The following is a 19874-nucleotide window of genomic DNA, read 5'->3' as shown; positions in this document are numbered from 1 at the left end:
CGCAATACTTTAAGCACAAGACGAGGATCTAATGCTCGGGTATTATTTTGCCGTGGTCACGCTCGTGATAGCACTCGCATCGTTCCTTTACTACTCCATCAACTCATATATGGCATTGAGCTACAGCGAAGAAATAAGGGCCCCATCTACAGATGCGGATGTTTCCGATGCCACTGTTATAGTGCCGGTATACGAGGAGGATCCTGAAACTTTTAAGCAGTGCATCGAAGCAATAAAACTTCAAGGCTCGAAATTCATCGTAGTTGGAGATTCCTCCAACGAGCCCTATCGTAAGATAACAACCGGCAACGGCGGCAGCTTCATCTTCCTGAAAAAACATTCCGGGCAGAGGGCAGCCCATGCCGCAGCCATGAAGCACGTAGATACTAAATACGTGCTGCTCGTGGACAGCGACACCATAATACCCCCTAATGCCCTAAAAAGCATGCTTTCAAAGATGGACGACGGGATAGGCGGGGTTGGCACGAGGATATCGATAAAGCCGGATGGCTGGGTTTCCTATTCTGCAGAGTTTTTCCAGCGGGCCAAGGATGTCATCTTCAAGGCAATGGCATCTTCCGGATACATATTCGTGGTCGGCGGCAGGTGCTGCCTGCTGAGGACATCCGCGGTAAAAGGCTTCATGGCTTCGGAAGAATTCCTTGAAAGCAAGGTACTCGGAAGGAAATGCATAATAGCCGAGGATATGCACATCACCAACCACATGCGAAAGCTTGGATACAAGGCTGTGATAGATTACGGGGTTAACGTTGTAACTGATGCCCCAAGGACATTCGGCTCTCTATTCAAGCAGATGGTGAGGTGGGCACGCGGGGGATACATATACTTCCTCAAGGACATAGCCGATGGTGCATTCTTTAAAAACGGGGCGCTCTACTCTTTCGAGATGTTCTACATATACCTGCTCCCAGTAACGATCTTGGTAACAGGGATAATAAGGATACAGATAATGATGGAATACGGTGCATCCAACATCATAGGGAGCGGCATAGGGAGCATCGGCAACCTAATGTTCCTCAACACGAAACTGATGGGCAGCGGCGTCGCCACTTATATGGGGATAGCAATGATCGTCAGCACCATAGGCACGATTGTGTTTCTGTTGACGCTGCTTAAGTTCATAACAAAATCAAGGCTTAAGACCATGGCGCTCGGGGGGATAACCTCATTGATAATGTTCCTGGCATCCATCTATGCCCTTGCAACAGTATGGAAGCAGGACGACTGGCTAACAAGATGACCTACAAATTTAAAAAGAATTGCATTGCAATATAATCAGGGGGTATGCATGACGAAGAAACAGAAGTCTTATAGGCCCGGCACTAGTAGGAGCGACTGGCTCTTCAGGAGCTGGATAGGCGAGGAGATAAGCAGGGGGAACGCCAACGGGGCATTCATGAAATTGAGGCAGTTGAGCCAATCAGGAATTACGGATTTGGCAGATGAAAAGGCCCTCAACGGAATAGGCTCGAATATTGTTTCAAAAGCCATGAAAAAGGGTAGATTAGAAGAGGCCGAGCTGGCACTCCAGACGACGAAAATGGTGAGGCACATGCTCAGAAAACCAGCCCAACAAAGCGGCTCGCCGGCCACTCCAAGCTGAAAAGGCATTACTGGCTTATTATGCAGAATTTCATGTCCTTCCTCAGCAGGCCGTCGTTCCTGTATACCCAATCGCTGTTGCTGTACTTCATGAGCTCAAGCCTATGCGCATATTCCATTATGTCATCTCTTTCCTGGCTGGAAATCCTGCTGAGGTTTTTTTCCGGTATCCTTGCAAGGATGTTATTGGCGAGTTCCTCCTTGAGCATCTCCCTGTTCTTCCCGTTACCCAGCAAGTCCTTTATGTTGGGAAGCGTTTCCAGGGTCTTCAAGTCTTCTTCTGTCACATTCAACGCATTTCTTATATTTCTGGTGTCCCATCTGTCAACGGCCACAACCCCATGGTAAAGGAATGAATGCCCCCTTCTTATGTACTGCCCATGCCCTGCTATTGGCTTTCCCGAGATCCTCAGGCTGGAGCTTCTGCCAAGGGTTATCTCATGCCTGTTGTTTAGCGTGCTCTCTATTGCATCTGCAAGCAGCGGCCCCAGATTACCGTGTATGCTTGTAGTCGGGCTGGTCCACAGCGCCTCCCCCTCCTTCAGGGGCCCTGCAATGCTGTACTCGAAATTGCTCCTGTCAACATATACCGGCCTGCCTCCAGTCATGCGCCTTGACACCTCAAAGCCGTTATTGCTGCTGTTTATTACGCTATGGTGGTCATGGGCCGCAAGTATGACTGCCGGGCGCTCGAACTCATAGAAGCGCAGGAAGAACCTCTCCTGCCTTCCTGCACGAAGTAGCAGTGCGTGGTCTATGGCCATGTTCCTTGCCGCGCTGAGGGTGTCGTAGCCAAAGTACACCACCTCGCGGTTGCCAAACACGCCCCTTGCGCCATTCAAATCCTTGCTTTTCTGCATTCCAATCACAGCACCGCAAATAATGCCATTGCCACAAAGCCTGCAACGATCCCGCAGGCGAAGTTGGAGGTAAACTTGTTGCCTATGCCCTTCTCCTCGTAATGGCCCAGCACGGAATCAACGAGCCCTCCAATGAACCCCGATACCGTTATCAATGCAATGGCCTTCCACAGCCCGAAAGAGTGGTAGCCGTTCAGCACATAAAGCTGCCTTACTGCGAAGAAAACAAGCAGAGACACCAGGAAGGCCGCAAAAAGCCCTGCGAGCGAGCCAAGAACCGTTATACCTCCGGAAGTGCCCTTTTTTACCCTCTTCATTGAGAATATGGAATATGGCGTGCCGTTCAATACCCCTATCTCGCTGCTGAACTTGTCGGTTGTTATCGCGGCAACGCTTGCGAGGAAGCCTATCACGGCAAGCAACGCAAGTTGGCCGTTCCCTGTAACATCAAAGGCATAGAAAAGTACAACCATGATGATGGGAGGCACGCCATTGGCCATTACGTTCCTTATGCCGCGCGGCTCCTGGCCTATCTTTAGCATTCTCTTGTACTTTATCCCTGTATAAGTGACTATGGCCGAAAGGAGAAGGAAAACTATCATTGATAGCAGGAAGAACGCTCCAAGTCCAGAGCCGAGTACCAGCATAAGCACTCCGAAAACTATCGCAAGGACCACTCCCCACATATCAAGAGTCAAAAACTCCATGTATATTCCATTTAAATGAAAATATTCCGCTATTTAGGAAGGTTTTTAAACCCATATTTCCTTACATTATTACGGGTTCTCTACTGTAGGAAGGTCGTGAAAAACTGGTCGTCTTGCCAGCGTGGTAATCCATGCTGGCACTCCTTCTTTGTAATTGATTTCTCCCCATTCAGTATATCTTGGCTTGCCCTTATTATAAACTACAGCACAGCCATATGTATAAAGATAACAACCCCTGCAGCTGCGCATTTCTAGTGCACCCTTGCCATGAGGTCCTCTTCCGTTACGGTCTCGGAGCGCCGAATGGCATCCACATGCGGCTTAAGCCTCAACTCCCATTTATGGAACTCCCTCCTGAATGCCGCCTTGACCTCCGGCTGCTCCCATCTTCTCAGCGCCGTTGCCAGTATTGCATCGCTCTTGCCCATTGGCCTTTTCCTTGCGGTGGTCATTCAAACGCCTTATTTTGCTGCCTTGATACCATATATTGCAAAACTTAAATACCTATTCATTCATAATCTAAATGACTGATTTTGATGGCTAAGGAAAAATCAATAAAGGAGCTAGAGGACTTGCCTGGCATCGGTCCAACAACCGCGGAAAAGCTTAGGTCTTCCGGGATAGACTCGCTTGACAAGATCGCAACCCTTTCACCCCATGAGCTAAACGAGCTTGCTGGGATAAGCGTTGATGCTGCAAAGAAGGCAATCCAAACCGCGAAGGAATCGACATCCATAAGCTATGAGACCGGCAGCGCGGTATACAAGAAAAGGAAAGAAATCGGCAAGATATCGACAGGCTCAAAGGGCCTCAACGAGCTCATAGGCGGCGGCGTGGAAACGTGCGCGATAACAGAGGCTTACGGCAGGTTCGCGAGCGGGAAGACCCAGATCGGCTTCCAGCTATGCGTTAATGCGCTTCTTCCCAAGGACAAAGGAGGGGTTGACGGGTCTGTCCTGTTCATAGACACTGAAGGGACGTTCAGGCCGGAGAGGATAGAGTCGATAGCAGAGGCCGCAGGCATGGATCCAGAATCATCCCTGGAGAGGATAATGGTCGTCCGCGCCACCACAACCGAGCAGCAGGTGCTCACCGTCGAGAGGGCCGACAAGCTGATACTGGAAAAGGGCATAAAGCTCATAGTTGTTGACTCGCTTACGGCGCTGTTCAGGTCCGAATTCATAGGTAGGGGCGCACTGGGGGAACGCCAGCAAAAGCTGAATCAGCACATACACAGGCTCCAGACGCTTGCGGACAAGTACAACCTTGCAGTATACATAACCAACCAGGTGATGGACAATCCCGGGATACTATTCGGGGACCCCACTACGCCGATAGGCGGAAACGTTCTTGCACATGCAGCCACAACAAGGCTCTACATGAAGAAGAGCAAGGAGGACAAGAGGATTGCAAGGCTTGTGGATTCGCCAAACATGCCTGAGGGGGAATGCGTGATAAAGATAACCCCTACAGGGATAAAAGACTGATTTCATGCTCTTTTTAGTGGGACTCGGCCTTTCGGAAAAGGACATAACCGCAGGAGCCATTGATGTATGCAGGAACTGCGAGCTCTACATCGATACATTCACGAGCGCGGTTGGCGAAAGCACAAAGGACTACATAACCAGCGCAACCGGCAAGCGGATAACCGAGCTCTCAAGGGAGGACATGGAGGACAGCGCGGCAGAGCTTGTAAGCATGGCTTCGGTGAAGGACATAGCGATACTGGTCGGAGGGGATCCGCTGATAGCCACAACGCACAAGATACTCTACATAGAGGCAAAAAAACACAATGTCAAAACTGTTGCCGTCCACGCAAACTCTATAATGACTACTGCGATAGGAGAGAGCGGGCTGGATTTCTACAGGTTCGGAAGCACATGCACAATACCGCGGTGGAGCGAGCATTATTCCCCTGTATCATTTTACGAAAAGATAGCAACCAACCTTAATAACGGCGAGCACACGATGCTGCTTCTGGACTACGATTCAAAAAGCAAAAGCACGATAAGCATAAGGGAAGCAGTTTCAATAATCGAGAAATCCGAGGCGCATTACAAGAAAGGGGTGATAAACCCCGCTACAAGGATAATCATACTCCACAACATGCTTCAGGATGATGCCAAAGTGGTGCTTACTAGCATAAAAGAGGCGGAATCGCTTGACTACGGTGGTGTCAACGTAATAATAATACCTGCAGAGCTAAAGGATATAGAAAAGGAGGCTTTGTCAGCAAGGGCAACGGAATGATAGGATGTCACTGCTAATACATTTTGATTCAACGCAAAAGAGCACATACGCTGTGGACCAGTCTACTAAGGACATACTTACTGGGAGCTTCTTCGGAACAGTAGAGGGAAGAAAACTTGTCATGCTTCCCGAAGAGGCATTGTACCTCATGGACGTGAGGAATGCGAGGTGCACGACCCCCGATGGCGAGACAGAGCTTTCGTTCAACGACGTCGCCTCGAAATTCAGCACGGGCAAGAAGTTCATGGCCAGATATTTCACCTACAAGGACTGGAGGGACCGCGGACTTATAATAAAGGGTCCTGAAAAATACGAACCTGTCGCTGGGAAGGCTAACATGCAAATTAAAAAATACCACGCGCAGCAGCTGAGGGTCAAGGCACGTGCAATAAAAGGGGTTTTCTTCATAGAAGACATGATAACCGTTGTTGATGACGAGGAAAAGGGAAGAAGCATTTACAACGAGCACTGGTTCGGGCAGCACGGGACCTATAAGGTGAAGGAGCACGGCAGGCTTAACAAGCTCGACATATACGAAACACTTTTCCTGATAAACCTCGGAATACTGGGCGTATCCAATTTCACCAAAAGGGAAATAATAAAGATCGCAGAAAAAAGGAGATCGGACTTCCAAAAGCTGTATTCCGTATATGCAGACTGGAGGTCCAAGGGCTACGTGATAAAGACCGGATTCAAGTTCGGTACGCATTTCAGGGTGTATTTTCCAGGGGCACAGCCTGTAAAGACCGATTCATCGTGGATACATTCGATGCACGTCATACACGTGTTCCCCAGGGATACGAAGCTCCTGATATCGGAATGGGCAAGGGTGATAAGGGTGGCGCACTCGGTAAGGAAGACCTTCATACTCGCAATACCTGGAAAAAGCAGGAGAAAGACATTGGCGATAGACTTCGCGCTATACCACAGGCGGGGCAACGAGATAGAAACCCCGGAAAAAACCAAGCCGAGATTCGGGATGCTTTCCCTAAGCGAGGAGGAGTACATAGGCGGGGCAGAACTATCAGCGATAATAAACGAGGCGAAGTCAAACAGGCAGGAGCTCATAATAGCAATAGCCGACAGGGAATCATCGGTAACATACTACAGGGTCAAGAGGATAGAGCTGCAGGGCAGCGACTACGAGTATTACGAGATAGACTGGATGCAGCCATAGGTATAAATATCTGGACAAGGCAAAGCGCTTAATAGTGATATTATGGTTTCAGTTTCAAAGGATAATCCAGAAGCCCATGCAACAATGACAGATTCGAAGAAGCAACGCTTTTCGCTGGGATACGGGGTAATAAGGGGAACGATAGTAAGCATGGAAAACATCCTATTTCTAAGCGCATTTGCATATGCCGACAAATCAATATATAATCTGGAAAGCCATCACGTTGGTGCATTTTATATCGCAGCGATAGCTCCTGCAGTACCCATAGCAATATCTGCGGGGAAAAGGAAGCTTAAGGAGCTTAGGAGGAAGGACCCTGGAGAAAGGCAGCCAGCATGATCAAGCCTATTTTTGCATATCTGTGATTGCCCATGCAAAAGGAAAAATCTGCTCCGAAAGAGCTGCTCAATGACGATCTCATCGCAAAGCTGGAGCGAGGAGAGCTCGAAAACGCGGGTAATCTGCTAAGGAAGTCCGGCCCTTCCTCAACATGGACCGTCAAGGAATACATACGCTATTTCATTTTCGGGGGCCAACCAGGGAACGCGCAGCTCTACATTAAAAATACAGGCGTAAAGCTTGATTGGGGCAAGGAAAAGGATGTTGTAGCCGCTGGTTACGACGCCATAATCAACAGGATGTCGGAGTTCGCCAAAAAAAGCGGCTACATAAGCAACGTCGAGATGGACAGGATAAAGCTGATGGGGGAAATCGCGGGCATAAACATATCCAAAAGCCAAAACGACCGCATCGTCAAATTGATAACGGATGTGCCGTACGGGCATCTTGTATCTTCATTGAAAAAATACACAAGCATTGTAGGGGCAAGGATAAGCCAGGAAACCGCAAACAAGATATACGAATCCACATTGTTCCTAAAGGATAAGCCGTCCAAGAGAAACCTCGAAAACGCAAAATCCATTATGGACACCATAAATATAAGGCCTACAGGATCAATAAGGGAAAAGCTGCTCGAAAGCTACAAAAGAATAGGAATAAACAACCCGTGGGGCGTAGGCTCTTTGAAGAGCTTCGAGAATTACCTTATAATATTCTCCGATCCTGCAGACAAAAAAGGCATCGAAAATCTCATTAAGGAAGATATTCCTGAATATGGGAAGCTTGCCCTGAAATTGGTTATGGACAAGCAACTTAGCGAGAAAGAAACAGAGACGCTTTACCTGTCGATATTTGAGGCAGGCATAATGCGCCACCACGGCAGAAAGCTTGCATTCAGGGATATCGAATACCTGAAAAAGTACAAGCTGAAGTTTACCCCCATGATGGACGGCCTTATGGATAAACTGGTTGAATTGAGAAAAAGGTATCCTTGAAAAAGGATTGGAACATTACGGGTCCAGGGGGATTTCCTCTAAAATTCAGCACTAGCCAAAATTTTACTTTGGACCCCCGACCTACTGGTTAAGAGCCAGCCGCTCTGACCAGGCTGAGCTATGGACCCACAACAGATATTTAATGGAGAAAGATTAATATAATACTAACCAGCTAGCCCAAAGCCCTTTTCACGATGCCGCTTATGCTGTTGACATCCTTTTCATCGCATGCCACCATCAGCCTTCTTGAGCCGGAAAGCATTCCCGACAGCGTCTGCATAAGCGGGGAAAGCTCCGTAAGCCTGCCCACATGATTACCATCGGAATCCACGACATTTATGTCATCGCTCCCTCCGCCAAGGCTCACTATGTGCACTATGAAACTGCTTTTTCCATATCCCGCCTTTTCTATCGCATCCTCTATCTCGCCAGCATGAATGTCCCTGTGCAGCTTTCCGTAATATGCCCTCTTGAAAAGCTGCCTCTCCATGACTCTTCTTGCCATTCTTGCAGTCTCTTCAATCCCGGAATTAAGCAACCTGCCAATCAACTCGTCATCATACATGCGCTCCAGCCTGCCTACGTCAAATACCCTGTTTTCAATGGCAGAGGCTATAGCGCGATGAAGCATCCTCGAAGCAATCAGCTTGGCATGGTGTGTGTAAACATTGGAATGCATGAAGTACCTTGCGATCTGTATGGATTCAGCTCCGGATATGCCGCTTTCAAGGATCGCAATCCTGTCGCCCGAAAGAACTATCCTGCTCTTTATCCTGTCGTAATCTATGATCCCGTATGCAACTCCCGTATAATATGAATCCCTCATAAGGTAATCTATCCTGTCAGAGCCCAGTATCCCCCCGACAATGTCTATCCTGTCAGCTTCATTGAAATAGCTCATTATCTTCTTGAAGGACATCCCAGAATCCGATATTATGTCCTTTATCTCCGAATTCCTTATAATATCCTCCCCTATCTGCTCATGGTTCCTCCCTGCAATCTCCTTTATGAAATGCTCCGAGAGGTGCGAAAAAGGCCCGTGCCCTATGTCATGAAGGAGCCCGACATACGGGAATTCCTTTTCGTCATCACCGTAGGTCCTGGAAACCAGCTCCTTGGTTACCTGCATGGCGCCTAGCGAATGCTCGAATCTTGTGTGATTAGCTCCTGGAAATATAAGGTATGACATGTCGAGCTGCTTTATGTACCGCAGCCGCTGCATTTCAGGGGTGTCTATTATCCTTGATTCAGTCTCGTCCAAAAGTATGTTTCCATGTATAGGATCCCTTACCTCAATCTTGTAATCATTCAAGGTCCTTCACCATAAGAAACATGTAGACGCTGAGCAATATCAGCACGTCAAGCGTTGTGCAGTAAATGCATATCTTCCCCAATATGCTCTGCGTCGTGGCAGAATATATGATTCCGCCAATCCCGAAAAGCATCCATATGTTCTTTATTATCCTGTTGTAACCCAGGAGAAGGAAAATGAGCGAAGCGACGAACCATACAAGCCCGATAGCCGCGAGCGGGATACCGAACACAGTTGAATATACGCTTCCCAATACGTCCTCGCAATTTACTGTTGTCCCTATCGAAGGGCATTCCAGCGCGCGGGGCAGGAAATGCACAACCGTCAGGTAGGATGCGTCAGCAATTCCCAATATCAAAAGCACCGCAAGTATTATTTTTTTCCTCATCCCCTTTCACCTTCTGCAAATTTTCTTATAATTGAGTCGAACTCCTTTCCCCTAGGCGCCAGTTCGTAATTGACCTGCACTATCGGCTTATTTATGTTTATTATGTTTCTGAGGTTTGTGGGCGTGGCCGAAATCACAACGTCGCAATCGGCGTTGTTTATGGTCGATTCAAGGTCCCTTATCTGCTTTATGCTGTAGCCCATCGCTGGAAGCTCAACCCCAAGGTTCGGGTACTTCTTAAAGGTTGCCTTTATCTCCCCCACTGCGTAGTCCTTGGCCCTTACTAATTCGCTTGCCCCAAAGTCCTTCGCTGCAACCATTCCCGCGCCAAGCCTCATTCCCCCGTGGGTTATCGTCGGTCCGTCTTCCACAACAAGCACCCTTTTCCCCTTTATGAGTTCGGGATTGTCCGGCATCACCACGGAATCGGCATATATCACCTTTGCCGAGCCGTTTATCTGCCTAATGTCCTTCTCAAGCAGCGACAGCTCCTCCGGGGTGGCGGAGTTTACCTTGTTTATTATGATAATGTCAGCCATCCTGGCTACCGTTTCCCCCGGATAATACGTGAGCTCGTTTCCTGCCCTCAGGGGATCTGCTACTGTGATGAAGAGGTCCGGCTTTATGAAAGGGGCATCGTTGTTCCCGCCGTCCCATATTATTATATCCGATTCATCCTCGGCCTTGTGCAGTATCTCCCCGTAGTCTACCCCTGCATAGACCACGAACCTGTTCCTTATGTGTGGCTCGTAGTCCTCCCTCTCCTCTATGGTTGTCTTGTATTTCTCCAGGTCCTTTATCGTGCTGAATCTCTCCACTATCTGGTCCTTGAGGATCCCGTATGGCATCGGATGCCTGATTATGACGGTCTTAACCCCCATGTCCCTGAGGATCTTTGCGACATACCTTGACGTCTGGCTTTTTCCGCTGCCAGTCCTTACAGCACATACGGCAACTACTGGCCTTGAGGATTTTATCATCGTCCTTTCAGGCGCAACAAGCCAGAAATCCGCGCCACAGGCATTTACCATGCTGGCCTTCCTCATAACATCGACGTACGGCAGGTCGCTGTAGGACATTATGCAGATGTCCGCACCGGATTTCTTTATCAAAGTGGAGAGCTCCGATTCGTCGTATATCTTTATGCCCTTGGGATATAACTTGCCGCTGAGCTCCTTGGGATAAATCCTGTCGGATATGTATGGTATCTGGTTTGCGGTGAACGCAACGACTTCGTAGGAATCATCCTTCCTGAAAAGGACGTTAAAATTGTGGAAATCCCTACCTGCAGCACCGAGTATTATTACCTTTTTCCTGTCCATAGGAAACGCCGCCTAATATAGTGCTTTCACACTTTCATATCTAAATACTTTCGGTGGCCTGCCGAAAACAGGTATCCTGAAGCTGCAGTTTTTGCATTTGCCGCCTGAATCAATCCCGTATCCTGTTATGTAATGCCCATATCTTTTTATGACCTCGGAATTGCAGGACGGGCAATAGGTGCTCTCGTGGGGATTTCCTGGGACGTTGCCTATGTAAACGTAATCGAGGCCGTTGCGCTTTGCCACATCGTAGTGCTTCTCAAGCGTCTGATACGGAGTAACCGACGAATCCAGCATTTTGTAATCCGGGTGGAAACGCGTGAACTGCAATGGCGTATCAGTTCCCAGATTATCCGCTATCCATCCTGTCAGCTCGTCGCACGCCTTCAGCGAATCCCCGACGCCAGGTATTATCAAGTCTGTGATCTCCACATGTATCCCGGAATCCTTCAGCCTTACAAGCGATTCCTTTACCGGCTTGTTCGACATCACCACCTCATACTTGTTCGAGAATTTCTGCTCCCCATTGCCCTTGAGGTTTATCACTGCGGCGTCTATGTTGCCCTTCATCAGCTCCACCGCCTCCTCAGTCATGTAGCCGTTTGTGACGAAAAGGTTGTAAAGCCCCCTCATATGTGCCAACCCCGCTACGTCTATCGCGTATTCAATGAAGATTGTCGGCTCGTTGTACGTAAACGCAATGCACTGCGCGTTGTTTTCAAGCGCAAGCCCCACAACCTCCTCCGGCGTGACATCCCTCCCGTTTATCTCCCTTTCCTTGGATATGTTGTGGTTCTGGCAGAAAAGGCACCCCCAATTGCACGAGGAAGTCCCTACACCAAGGACATAACTTCCCGGCATGAAATGGTTGAATGGCTTCTTCTCTATCGGGTCTATCTGTATCGCCTCCAGCTTCCCGTAATTCACTAGACGTAGCTTTCCGTTGTGGTTTTGCCTCACGAAACAGAAGCCATTGGATCCTTCCGGGATCCTGCATCTCCTAGCGCAAGCCGTACACTCAACCTTCCCGTTTCCTGACCCTTTCCACAGCCTCGCCACGCTATCCATTTCAACCCTAATGGTATTTGGATTTTGATATATTTATTTCTTTTCGCCTGTTGTGCAAGGTAGCCATTTCCCGTTTTTTGCTATCATTATAGAAAGGGTTTTAAAGATAAAAAATAGAGTATTAAATGACTTCTAAATCCAGTGGTAGCAGCATGGAAACTAACGAGTATAGCGCAAAGGATATAGTGGCGCTTTCGGGCACCGAGGGCGTGCGGAAAAGGCCCGCAATGTACATAGGCTCAACGAGCAGCAAGGGCTACCTTCACCTGCTCTACGAGATAGTGGACAACGCGGTGGACGAGGCGCAGGCAGGCTATGCAAAGGAGATAAAAATAGTGCTCACGCGGGACCAGGATGTGGACGTTGCAGAAATAAGCGACAACGGCAGGGGAATACCTGTTGACATTATGGAAAAAGAGGGGAAGTCTGCGCTTGAGGTAATAATGACCTCCCTTCACACAGGCGCAAAGTTCAACAACAAAATATACAAGGTCTCCGGAGGACTGCACGGGGTCGGGCTCACTGTCGTGAACTCGCTGTCGGAGTTCACCGAAGTTACTGTGAAAAGAAACGGGAAAATGTACAGGGAGACATTCAGCAAGGGCGCGGTATCAAAGCCGCTAGAGGTGATGGGCGAAACAAGCGATACCGGCACTACGATAAGGTTCAAGCCAGACACTACAATATTCTCTGCTAAGAGCTTCGACTCGATAGAGCTCAACGAAAGGCTCAAGGAGCTCGGGTATCTAAATCCGGGGATAAGGATAGTGCTCATAGACAAGAGGGACCCCACAAACGAGAAAATATCAGAATACACATCAGAAAAAGGGATATCTGATTTCCTCGAGTTTATAAGGGATGGCAAGGAGCCGCTTACAAGCAAGATAATCGTGAGCAAGCATGCAGATTCGATAAACATAGAACTTGGAATGCAGTACGTCAACAGCTATTCCGAGGACCTCCTATCGTTCGTAAACAAGATAAGGACTCCGGAAGGGGGAACGCACGTCATTGGATTCAGGACTGCACTTACACGTGCAATCACCAACTACCTGCAGAAGAGCAGCAAAAAAATAAAGCAGCAGGTTAACATCGAGGGAGAGGACACAAGGGAGGGCCTTATAGCGGTTTTGTCAGTATCGATGCAAAACCCCGAATTCGAAGGGCAGACAAAGGAAAAGCTAGGTAACAGCACCGTAAAAAGCGTGGTCGACACCACTTTATATTCCATACTATCGACCTATCTGGAGGAGAATCCTGCAGAGGCTGCTAGCATAATAAGGAAGATAACAAGTACTGCAGAGGCAAGGGAATCAGCAAGGAGGGCCAAGGAGCTGGCAAGGAAGAAGAGCCTGTTCGAGGGTTCCGTACTGCCCGGCAAGCTCGCCGACTGCACGGAAAGCGATCCCTCCAAGTCCGAGATATTCATAGTCGAGGGCGTCAGCGCGGCCGGCTCCAGCAAGCAGGGCAGGGACAGGCACTTCCAGGCCATACTCCCGTTAAGGGGAAAGGTGCTCAACGTTGAAAAGGCATCTGAAGAAAAAATATTCAACAATTCGGAACTTCATCTTATGGTAACCGCCTTTGGGGTAGGCATAAGGGAATCGTTCAATCCGGAAAACCTAAGGTACAACAAGATAATACTCCTGACTGATGCGGATGTCGACGGCAGCCACATAAGGACATTGCTGCTCACATTTTTCTACAGGTACATGCGCCCCCTTATAGAAAAGGGCAACATATACATAGCCCAGCCTCCCCTCTACAGGGTTACAAAGGGCAAGGAATCAAAATACCTTTATTCCGACGCCGAGCTCAACAAGGCGATGCAGCAGTACGATGGCAAGGCGTCAGTGCAGCGCTACAAGGGTCTCGGAGAGATGAATCCGGAGCAGCTCTGGGAAACCACAATGAACCCGGAAAACAGGATGCTCAAGAAGATAACGATAAAGGACGCGAGGATAGCGGATGCGATATTCTCAATACTCATGGGGATTGACGTGGAGCAGAGGAGGAAATTCCTCGAGGAGCATTCCAGCGAGGTATCGTTCTTGGACGTGTGAAACATGGAGGAAGTAATAGATTCCGATATTGAGAAAGAGATGCAGTCAAGCTACATCGATTACGCGATGAGCGTAATTGTCGGCAGGGCGCTTCCCGACGCAAGGGACGGCCTGAAGCCGGCGCAGAGGAGGATACTCTACACGATGTACAAGATCAACAACACCCATGACCAGCCAACTAAGAAAAGCGCCAGGATAGTCGGCGAATGCATGGGCAAATACCATCCTCACGGGGACATGGCAGTATACGACACGCTCGTAAGGATGGCGCAGAACTTCTCCATGAACCACATGCTCGTGGAAGGGCAGGGGAACATGGGATCGATTGACGGGGACCCGCCTGCCGCGCAAAGGTACACGGAAGTCAGGCTTAGCAAAATCTCCGACGAGATGCTTGCGGACCTGGAAAAGAAATCAGTTACATTTGTGCCGAACTTTGACAATACGGAGGAGGAGCCGCTACTTCTGCCTACGAAGCTTCCCCATCTCCTGCTCAACGGGGCCTCGGGCATAGCTGTAGGGGTAGCCACTAACATAATGCCACATAACCTTTCCGAGCTGTGCGACGCAATAATCGCCTATATCAAGAACCACGAAATAACCTCTGAGGAGCTCCTGCAGTACGTTCTGGGGCCGGACCTCCCTACCGGCGGCACTGTATTCTACAACAACGCGCTTGTATCATCTTACATAACCGGGAGGGGGACGGTGACGATAAGGGGCAAGCACAGCATAGAGAAGATAAAGAACAGGAGCGCGATAATAATAACCGAAATACCATACACCGTAAACAAGGCCTCGATGGTCGAGGCTATAGCAAACCTTGTGAAGACCAAGAGGATAACCGGCATATCCGACCTTAGGGACGAAAGCGGGAAGGAGGGTATAAGGATAGTCATAGAGCTAAGGCAGGACGCCGACCTTGATGTCGTGCTCAACACCCTATACAGGCACACTCAGCTTGAGACCTCCATGCCTGTGATGAACATAGCAGTTATAGGGAACAACCTTGTGACCCTGAACCTGAGGCAGTTCATCAAGATATTCATAGAGCACAGGATAAGCGTCATAACGAAAAGGACGCAATACGATCTAAGCATAGCTTCTGACAGGCTTCACATAGTCGAGGGATTGCTTGTCGCGGTACGCGACATAGACGGCGTGATATCTGCAATCAAGGCCAGCGAGGACCTGAAGTCCGCAAGGTCCACGCTCATGGAAAAATACATGATAAGCGAGAGGCAGGCAAACGCCATACTCGACATGAAGCTGAGCAAGCTTACCAACCTCGAGACTAGCTCGCTTGAAACGGAAAGGGGAGAGCTGACAGCGAGCATATCCAGCCTGAAGGCGATTCTTGAGGACGATAAAAAGGTATACGATATAATCGAGCAGGAGACTGCGTACATAAAGGGGAAATACGGCAGGGACAGGCGCACCGACATAGACAAGAACGTCCCGGAAAAGGAATTCGACAACGAGGATCTCATAAAGGACGAGGAAGCCACAATCATCCTCACCAACAATAACTACATGAAGAGGATTTCAACAAAGGTCTATAGATCCCAGGAAAGGGGCGGCAAGGGCGTCATAGCCATACAGCTGAAGGAGGGCGACTTCGTCAAGCAGATAGTATCCTGCATGCTCAAGGACTATCTCCTTGTATTGTCAAACAAGGGAAGGGCGTACTGGCTCAAGGCCTACATGGTCCCGGAAGAGGGAAGATACGGGATAGGGAAGGCAGCGGTAAACCTTGTGAAGTTCAGCGAAGGGGAAAAGGTAGGCAGCATAATAAACACAAGGGTCTTCGAGAAATCTTACCTTACGTTCATAACGGCAAAGGGCAAGATAAAGAGGGTGCGGGCCGAAAAGTTCTCCAGGCCGAGGGCGAACGGCATAATGGCCATGCCTCTCCGAGATGGCGACGAGCTTTCTGATGTATGCCTGTCCAACGGCAATTCTGAGCTTTTCATAGCTACCAGAAGGGGCAAAGCGCTCAGGTTCAGGGAAGAGGGCATAAGGCCGATGAGCAGGATCGCGCATGGCGTAAGGGGCATAAGGCTCAATCCCGAGGACAGGGTTGTAAACGTCCTTTCAGCCAACGGCAGCGACCTGATAGCATCGATAACGGAAAAGGGGTACGGGAAGGTAACAGAGCTAGACAGGTACAGGACGCAGGCGAGGGGCGGCAAGGGCGTCATAAACCTCAAGACGAAAGAGAAGACTGGATACGTGGTAAAGGCCCTGAAAGTCGCCAACAGCGACAACGTGATACTAATCAGCTCAAAGGGCATATCCATAACGTTCCCTGTTGAAGACATAAGGGTGACCGGAAGGGCAGCTAGCGGCGTGAGGCTGATGAGGCTTGATGACGGTGCAACGATAGTGGACGCACAGACAATAACCAAATACGTGGATGAAAAGGTTGCGTAACCGCGCAAAACAATTATTAAGTTTGACAACGGTAAATATCGGGTGCAATTTACGATAAGCGTACTAGCCATGGGTAAAAGCACATACGCTTCGAGCCTTGACCTGTGCCTGACGTCCAGGGCTCTGGGAGCGTCTGAAATAACTTTTGTGGGCATTGCAGACAGGAAGATCCTCGGATACGTCTCCAAACTAAACAAAAACTGGGGCGGGAGGTTCAGGGTGAACTTCGCCAAAAGCCACAGGGAGCTGCTGGCGCCGTCATCCAAGTACATCAAGGTTTATCTCACGAGGTACGGGGTTCCACTTCACGAGAAAAAATACTCCCTAAAGACATACAGGAACATACTCCTCATAGTTACGCTCAAGGACAACGACAAGGCGAAGCAGGTGCACAAGCTCGCAGATTTCAACATAAGCGTATCATCCCAGCCGCACTGCAGCTCTGCAGCCATAGCAATATTCCTGCATGAATTCTACAACGGTAGGGAGCTGGCGATGCATTTCGAGAACGCGAAGTACAAGGTTATCCCAAAGGAGCACGACGTGGAGGTAAAGGAAGTAAGCAGCAGGTAGAATTCACACTGACCAGTATTTCTTCGTCCTTATGAAGCTCTTCTGCGCCTCTATCAGGTCCAGGAAGAAGGTCTTCTCCTCCCTCCTCAGCATCATGAGGATCCTGGCAGCGCTCCTCGGTCCTACCCCATAGACCGATAACGCTATCACAGCCTTAGGCCCGTATGCCTCAATCAGGCTTGAATACTGCAGCATTTCCTTGAGCACGGATTTCTCTTTGGCATTCAGGCGCTTCGATCCAATCCGCTTGCGTATGACACCTGCATACGAATCCTCGTAAAATGTTATCATCGGGCTCCCGCAGCCCGGGCACGATATCCTTCCGGAATCCTTTATCTCCGAAAGCTTCCTGGAGAAGGTGAAGCCGCAGTATGTGCACAGGAGCTTCGCGCTCTTCTGCATTATAAAACGCGCAAACGATTCGACAAGCGCGCTGTTCGGCGTTAAAGGCGTTATGAGCTCCTTGGTGTAATAAGCAGAGTTCAATATCAGCCTTGTCAGCGGAGAGGCAGATCCAAGGTCATACTGCTTTACGTCAATCAATCCCTTATCTAGCATCCCGAAGAATTCCCTCAATGCACCTATGTCAAAGTAGTTCTCCATGAGCTCCCTGAAAGTCTCATCGTACATCGGGGTGCCCTGCATCACCCGCATGACCTTCCTTGCAACGGATCTGGACACGGTTGCATCCCTGTCGATTATCCCGAAGAGCTTTGCAACTGTTATGAACCTGTACCTGAAAAGCTCTGTATCTGAAAGCGCCTCCCTCAATGCATTCTCCGCGGCATCTGGTCCCATGCTTTTCAAAATGCCAGCGATGTCGAAGTCCCTATTCACATCAAGCATGATCATATAAGGTGAGGACTTCACGTTTATGCTGGCGCCGAGCTTCAGGCTGACAAGGTGGGCAAGAAGCCTTGACAGGGCCTCGTTTGCCTGCGTGCCCAGTCCGGTGTATATTATGCAGTGGTCGTCCAGCCTTTCTATCGCAAGCTCAGATTTGGATGGTATGAAGTGCTGCCTCTGGCTCTCCACGAGCCTCTTCATGGCCGTGTAAGTGCCTTGATCCAACTCTGCCCCCTGATCCATACGCTTGCTTCCGAAGAAACCGAACACGTTTTCAACGGTTTTCCCGCTTACCGGTATATCCTCCCCGGTCCAATCCGGGACCGCAGCCTCCAGGTCCGTGCTCGGCTCAACGCTTATCACGCCTCCGTCTATGCTGATAACGCGCCACGGCAGGCCCTTGGTTATGAATATGCTGCCTTCGTCAACGTTGTTGGCAACGAACCTCTCGTCAAGGGATGATATCGTGCGGTTCTCCATTACGTTCTTCACAATGAACCTTTTGGAATCAGGTATGGTGCTCAAGTGGCTGTAATAATACATCCTTGTCCTGCTCCCTGAAGTTATGAACTTCCCGTCGAATCCTATCAACCTCAGCTTCAGCATGAACCCTGCGAGCCTCGCCAGCAATGCAGAATCCGCATCGCGGTAAATGAAGGACCTCCTGATTATCCTAAGCAGAGCTTCCAGCTCTATTTTCCCCTTGTCCAGTGCTATCCCGCATATCTGGTTAGCAAGGACATCGAGCGCACCCAGCTGCGGCCTGAACCTCTCGAATTCACCCTCCTTCAATATCCTGAATATAGCAAAGGTCTCGAGCGCTTCCATGGGATTGGTTGCTATGACAACGCCCCTTGCGGTTCCCTTATGCGTGTGCCCGCTCCTTCCCACCCTCTGCGCAAGCCTGAGCGCCTGCCTCGGCGATCCGTACTGTATGACGAGGTCTATGCTGCCTATGTCTATTCCAAGCTCCAGCGAGCTGGTCGACATTATGCCCCTTATGTTTCCGTTCTTGAAGCTGTTCTCTATCTCTATGCGTTCCGCCTTGTCCAGCGAGCTGTGGTGTATGCCCATTCCGCCGAACGGGTTTATTCCGTTAAGGTAAAGCAGCCTGCTCCCTACGCTTTCAACTATCTGCCTTGTGTTCGCAAATATCAGCGCGGACCTTGAATGCCTGACAAGCTCCGATATCCTCTCCAGGCGCGCCATCGAGGGACCGTCAAGGCCGAACCTGTCCCTCATCTCTTCCGATCCTTTGCCAGGATTTTGCGGCATCTCTACAGACAGCCTGACGTCCCTTACCGAACCTACTTTTGCTATCTTGCAGTTTCTATCGCCGCAGAGGAAGCTTTTTGCCGTTTGCGTGTCCCCTATTGTCGCGCTGATCCCTATCCTCTGGAAGTTCGGCGAAAGCTCCTCCAGCCTCTCAAGCGCAACCGAAAGCTGCGCCCCCCTCTTGTTGTGGTACAGCTCATGCAGCTCGTCTATGACAACAACCTTCAGGTTCCTGAGGTAGGCGCCCATGTATTTCGTGGGCAATATGCTCTGGAGCGTTTCCGGCGTAGTTATGAGCAGCGAAGGCGCCAATCTTGCCTGCCTGCTCCTTTCCTTTTGCGTAGTGTCGCCGTGCCTGACGCCTATGGTTATGCCTGCAATCTTGCAAAGCTCCTCCAGCCTTCCCAGCATGTCCCTGTTCAGGGCCCTCAACGGCGTGATGTAAAGTACATTTATAGGCGGCAATCCCCTTCCTGCCAAAGCCCTTAGCAATGGCAGCACTGCAGCCTCTGTCTTGCCTGCGCCGGTGGGCGCCACTATCAGGCAGTTGCTTCCGCCCTCGATAATGCCCATCGAAAGCTTCTGTATCTCTGTGAAATCGGAATGCTTTTCTAAAAACGACGAATACAAGTCCACCATTGCC

At 49.6% G+C, this 19874-nt stretch carries 18 protein-coding genes and 1 tRNA gene; 10 read left to right on the top strand and 9 right to left on the bottom strand.

Translation table 11 applies throughout. From position 1 onward, the window contains the following. The first annotated feature begins 31 nt into the window (after window positions 1-31). Window positions 32-1261, top strand: a complete 1230-nt coding sequence (locus KGI06_00345; protein ID MDE1870676.1) for a glycosyltransferase — start codon at window positions 32-34, stop codon at window positions 1259-1261. A 48-nt stretch (window positions 1262-1309) separates the two neighbouring features. Then, a complete protein-coding gene (locus tag KGI06_00340) occupies window positions 1310-1624 on the top strand; it encodes a hypothetical protein (protein ID MDE1870675.1) in 315 nt (104 codons plus the stop codon). Window positions 1625-1631: 7 nt separating this feature from the next. Here the strand turns inward: KGI06_00340 and KGI06_00335 are convergent, their stop codons facing one another. The 3 genes from KGI06_00335 to KGI06_00325 all read right to left on the bottom strand — a co-directional run bounded on the left by KGI06_00335 (window position 1632) and on the right by KGI06_00325 (window position 3642). Continuing rightward, a complete protein-coding gene (locus tag KGI06_00335) occupies window positions 1632-2483 on the bottom strand; it encodes a lipoate--protein ligase family protein (protein MDE1870674.1) in 852 nt (283 codons plus the stop codon). A gap of 5 nt (window positions 2484-2488) precedes the next feature. Continuing rightward, window positions 2489-3190, bottom strand: coding sequence for a DUF92 domain-containing protein (locus tag KGI06_00330; protein MDE1870673.1), 702 nt, complete (start codon window positions 3188-3190; stop codon window positions 2489-2491). A 251-nt stretch (window positions 3191-3441) separates the two neighbouring features. Continuing rightward, a complete protein-coding gene (locus tag KGI06_00325) occupies window positions 3442-3642 on the bottom strand; it encodes a hypothetical protein (protein ID MDE1870672.1) in 201 nt (66 codons plus the stop codon). Between the two features lie 75 nt (window positions 3643-3717). Between KGI06_00325 and radA the strand changes: the two genes are divergently transcribed. Genes radA through KGI06_00300 form a run of 5 tightly spaced genes read left to right on the top strand, consistent with a single transcriptional unit; the run spans window position 3718 to window position 7951 of the window. Then, window positions 3718-4677, top strand: a complete 960-nt coding sequence (radA, locus tag KGI06_00320) for a DNA repair and recombination protein RadA (protein ID MDE1870671.1) — start codon at window positions 3718-3720, stop codon at window positions 4675-4677. A gap of 4 nt (window positions 4678-4681) precedes the next feature. Then, a complete protein-coding gene (gene dph5, locus KGI06_00315) occupies window positions 4682-5440 on the top strand; it encodes a diphthine synthase (protein MDE1870670.1) in 759 nt (252 codons plus the stop codon). Window positions 5441-5444: 4 nt separating this feature from the next. Continuing rightward, window positions 5445-6617: a tRNA-intron lyase gene (gene endA / locus KGI06_00310; protein MDE1870669.1), complete on the top strand. Its 1173-nt coding sequence runs from the start codon at window positions 5445-5447 to the stop codon at window positions 6615-6617. 42 nt (window positions 6618-6659) lie between these two features. Next, a complete protein-coding gene (locus tag KGI06_00305; protein ID MDE1870668.1) occupies window positions 6660-6956 on the top strand; it encodes a hypothetical protein in 297 nt (98 codons plus the stop codon). Between the two features lie 32 nt (window positions 6957-6988). Further along, window positions 6989-7951 carry a hypothetical protein gene (locus KGI06_00300; protein ID MDE1870667.1) on the top strand — a complete coding sequence of 321 codons (963 nt, stop codon included), beginning with the start codon at window positions 6989-6991 and terminating at the stop codon, window positions 7949-7951. Window positions 7952-7969: 18 nt separating this feature from the next. Here the strand turns inward: KGI06_00300 and KGI06_00295 are convergent. The 5 genes from KGI06_00295 to amrS form a co-directional block, all read right to left on the bottom strand. Next, a tRNA-Lys gene (locus KGI06_00295) sits at window positions 7970-8079 on the bottom strand. Between the two features lie 44 nt (window positions 8080-8123). After that, window positions 8124-9263, bottom strand: coding sequence for an HD domain-containing protein (locus KGI06_00290; protein MDE1870666.1), 1140 nt, complete (start codon window positions 9261-9263; stop codon window positions 8124-8126). Next, complete coding sequence (locus KGI06_00285) at window positions 9256-9651, bottom strand: vitamin K epoxide reductase family protein (GenBank protein ID MDE1870665.1); 396 nt, start codon at window positions 9649-9651, stop codon at window positions 9256-9258. The genes KGI06_00290 and KGI06_00285 overlap by 8 nt, the downstream gene beginning before the upstream one ends. Next, complete coding sequence (locus tag KGI06_00280; GenBank protein MDE1870664.1) at window positions 9648-10973, bottom strand: GTPase; 1326 nt, start codon at window positions 10971-10973, stop codon at window positions 9648-9650. Before KGI06_00280 ends, KGI06_00285 begins: the two co-directional genes overlap by 4 nt. A gap of 12 nt (window positions 10974-10985) precedes the next feature. Further along, window positions 10986-12041 (bottom strand): AmmeMemoRadiSam system radical SAM enzyme, encoded by a 1056-nt coding sequence (gene amrS / locus KGI06_00275; GenBank protein ID MDE1870663.1) that lies wholly within the window; start codon window positions 12039-12041, stop codon window positions 10986-10988. Between the two features lie 152 nt (window positions 12042-12193). On the opposite strand from amrS, the gene KGI06_00270 reads away from it, so the two are divergent. The 3 genes from KGI06_00270 to KGI06_00260 all read left to right on the top strand — a co-directional run bounded on the left by KGI06_00270 (window position 12194) and on the right by KGI06_00260 (window position 17110). Beyond that, the gene (locus KGI06_00270) at window positions 12194-14104 is read left to right on the top strand and encodes a DNA gyrase subunit B (GenBank protein MDE1870662.1); all 1911 of its coding nucleotides are present in this window, start codon (window positions 12194-12196) and stop codon (window positions 14102-14104) included. Between the two features lie 3 nt (window positions 14105-14107). Further along, on the top strand, window positions 14108-16537 hold the full coding sequence (gene gyrA, locus KGI06_00265; GenBank protein MDE1870661.1) for a DNA gyrase subunit A: 2430 nt from the start codon (window positions 14108-14110) through the stop codon (window positions 16535-16537). A gap of 69 nt (window positions 16538-16606) precedes the next feature. Further along, window positions 16607-17110, top strand: a complete 504-nt coding sequence (locus KGI06_00260) for a tRNA (cytidine(56)-2'-O)-methyltransferase (GenBank protein ID MDE1870660.1) — start codon at window positions 16607-16609, stop codon at window positions 17108-17110. A 3-nt stretch (window positions 17111-17113) separates the two neighbouring features. On the opposite strand, the gene KGI06_00255 is transcribed toward KGI06_00260, so the two are convergent. After that, window positions 17114-19870, bottom strand: coding sequence for a DEAD/DEAH box helicase (locus KGI06_00255; GenBank protein MDE1870659.1), 2757 nt, complete (start codon window positions 19868-19870; stop codon window positions 17114-17116). Window positions 19871-19874 lie beyond the last annotated feature (4 nt).

The sequence above is a fragment of the Candidatus Micrarchaeota archaeon genome (assembly GCA_028866575.1).
Classification (GTDB): Archaea; Micrarchaeota; Micrarchaeia; order Micrarchaeales; family Micrarchaeaceae; genus UBA12276.
The sequence above is the reverse complement of the archived record's forward strand: the minus strand, read 5'-3'. Positions and strand labels throughout refer to the sequence as shown.

Excerpts from the sequence above, each read along its gene's own strand:
- KGI06_00270 (MDE1870662.1), top strand. The coding sequence starts at position 12,194 with ATGGAAACTAACGAGTATAGCGCAAAGGATATAGTGGCGCTTTCGGGC.
- amrS (MDE1870663.1), bottom strand. The coding sequence starts at position 12,041 with ATGGATAGCGTGGCGAGGCTGTGGAAAGGGTCAGGAAACGGGAAGGTT.
- KGI06_00325 (MDE1870672.1), bottom strand. The coding sequence starts at position 3,642 with ATGACCACCGCAAGGAAAAGGCCAATGGGCAAGAGCGATGCAATACTG.
- KGI06_00335 (MDE1870674.1), bottom strand. The coding sequence starts at position 2,483 with ATGCAGAAAAGCAAGGATTTGAATGGCGCAAGGGGCGTGTTTGGCAAC.
- KGI06_00280 (MDE1870664.1), bottom strand. The coding sequence starts at position 10,973 with ATGGACAGGAAAAAGGTAATAATACTCGGTGCTGCAGGTAGGGATTTC.
- KGI06_00260 (MDE1870660.1), top strand. The coding sequence starts at position 16,607 with ATGGGTAAAAGCACATACGCTTCGAGCCTTGACCTGTGCCTGACGTCC.
- KGI06_00305 (MDE1870668.1), top strand. The coding sequence starts at position 6,660 with ATGGTTTCAGTTTCAAAGGATAATCCAGAAGCCCATGCAACAATGACA.
- dph5 (MDE1870670.1), top strand. The coding sequence starts at position 4,682 with ATGCTCTTTTTAGTGGGACTCGGCCTTTCGGAAAAGGACATAACCGCA.
- endA (MDE1870669.1), top strand. The coding sequence starts at position 5,445 with ATGTCACTGCTAATACATTTTGATTCAACGCAAAAGAGCACATACGCT.
- KGI06_00255 (MDE1870659.1), bottom strand. The coding sequence starts at position 19,870 with ATGGTGGACTTGTATTCGTCGTTTTTAGAAAAGCATTCCGATTTCACA.
- KGI06_00340 (MDE1870675.1), top strand. The coding sequence starts at position 1,310 with ATGACGAAGAAACAGAAGTCTTATAGGCCCGGCACTAGTAGGAGCGAC.
- gyrA (MDE1870661.1), top strand. The coding sequence starts at position 14,108 with ATGGAGGAAGTAATAGATTCCGATATTGAGAAAGAGATGCAGTCAAGC.
- KGI06_00300 (MDE1870667.1), top strand. The coding sequence starts at position 6,989 with ATGCAAAAGGAAAAATCTGCTCCGAAAGAGCTGCTCAATGACGATCTC.
- KGI06_00285 (MDE1870665.1), bottom strand. The coding sequence starts at position 9,651 with ATGAGGAAAAAAATAATACTTGCGGTGCTTTTGATATTGGGAATTGCT.
- KGI06_00330 (MDE1870673.1), bottom strand. The coding sequence starts at position 3,190 with ATGGAGTTTTTGACTCTTGATATGTGGGGAGTGGTCCTTGCGATAGTT.
- KGI06_00345 (MDE1870676.1), top strand. The coding sequence starts at position 32 with ATGCTCGGGTATTATTTTGCCGTGGTCACGCTCGTGATAGCACTCGCA.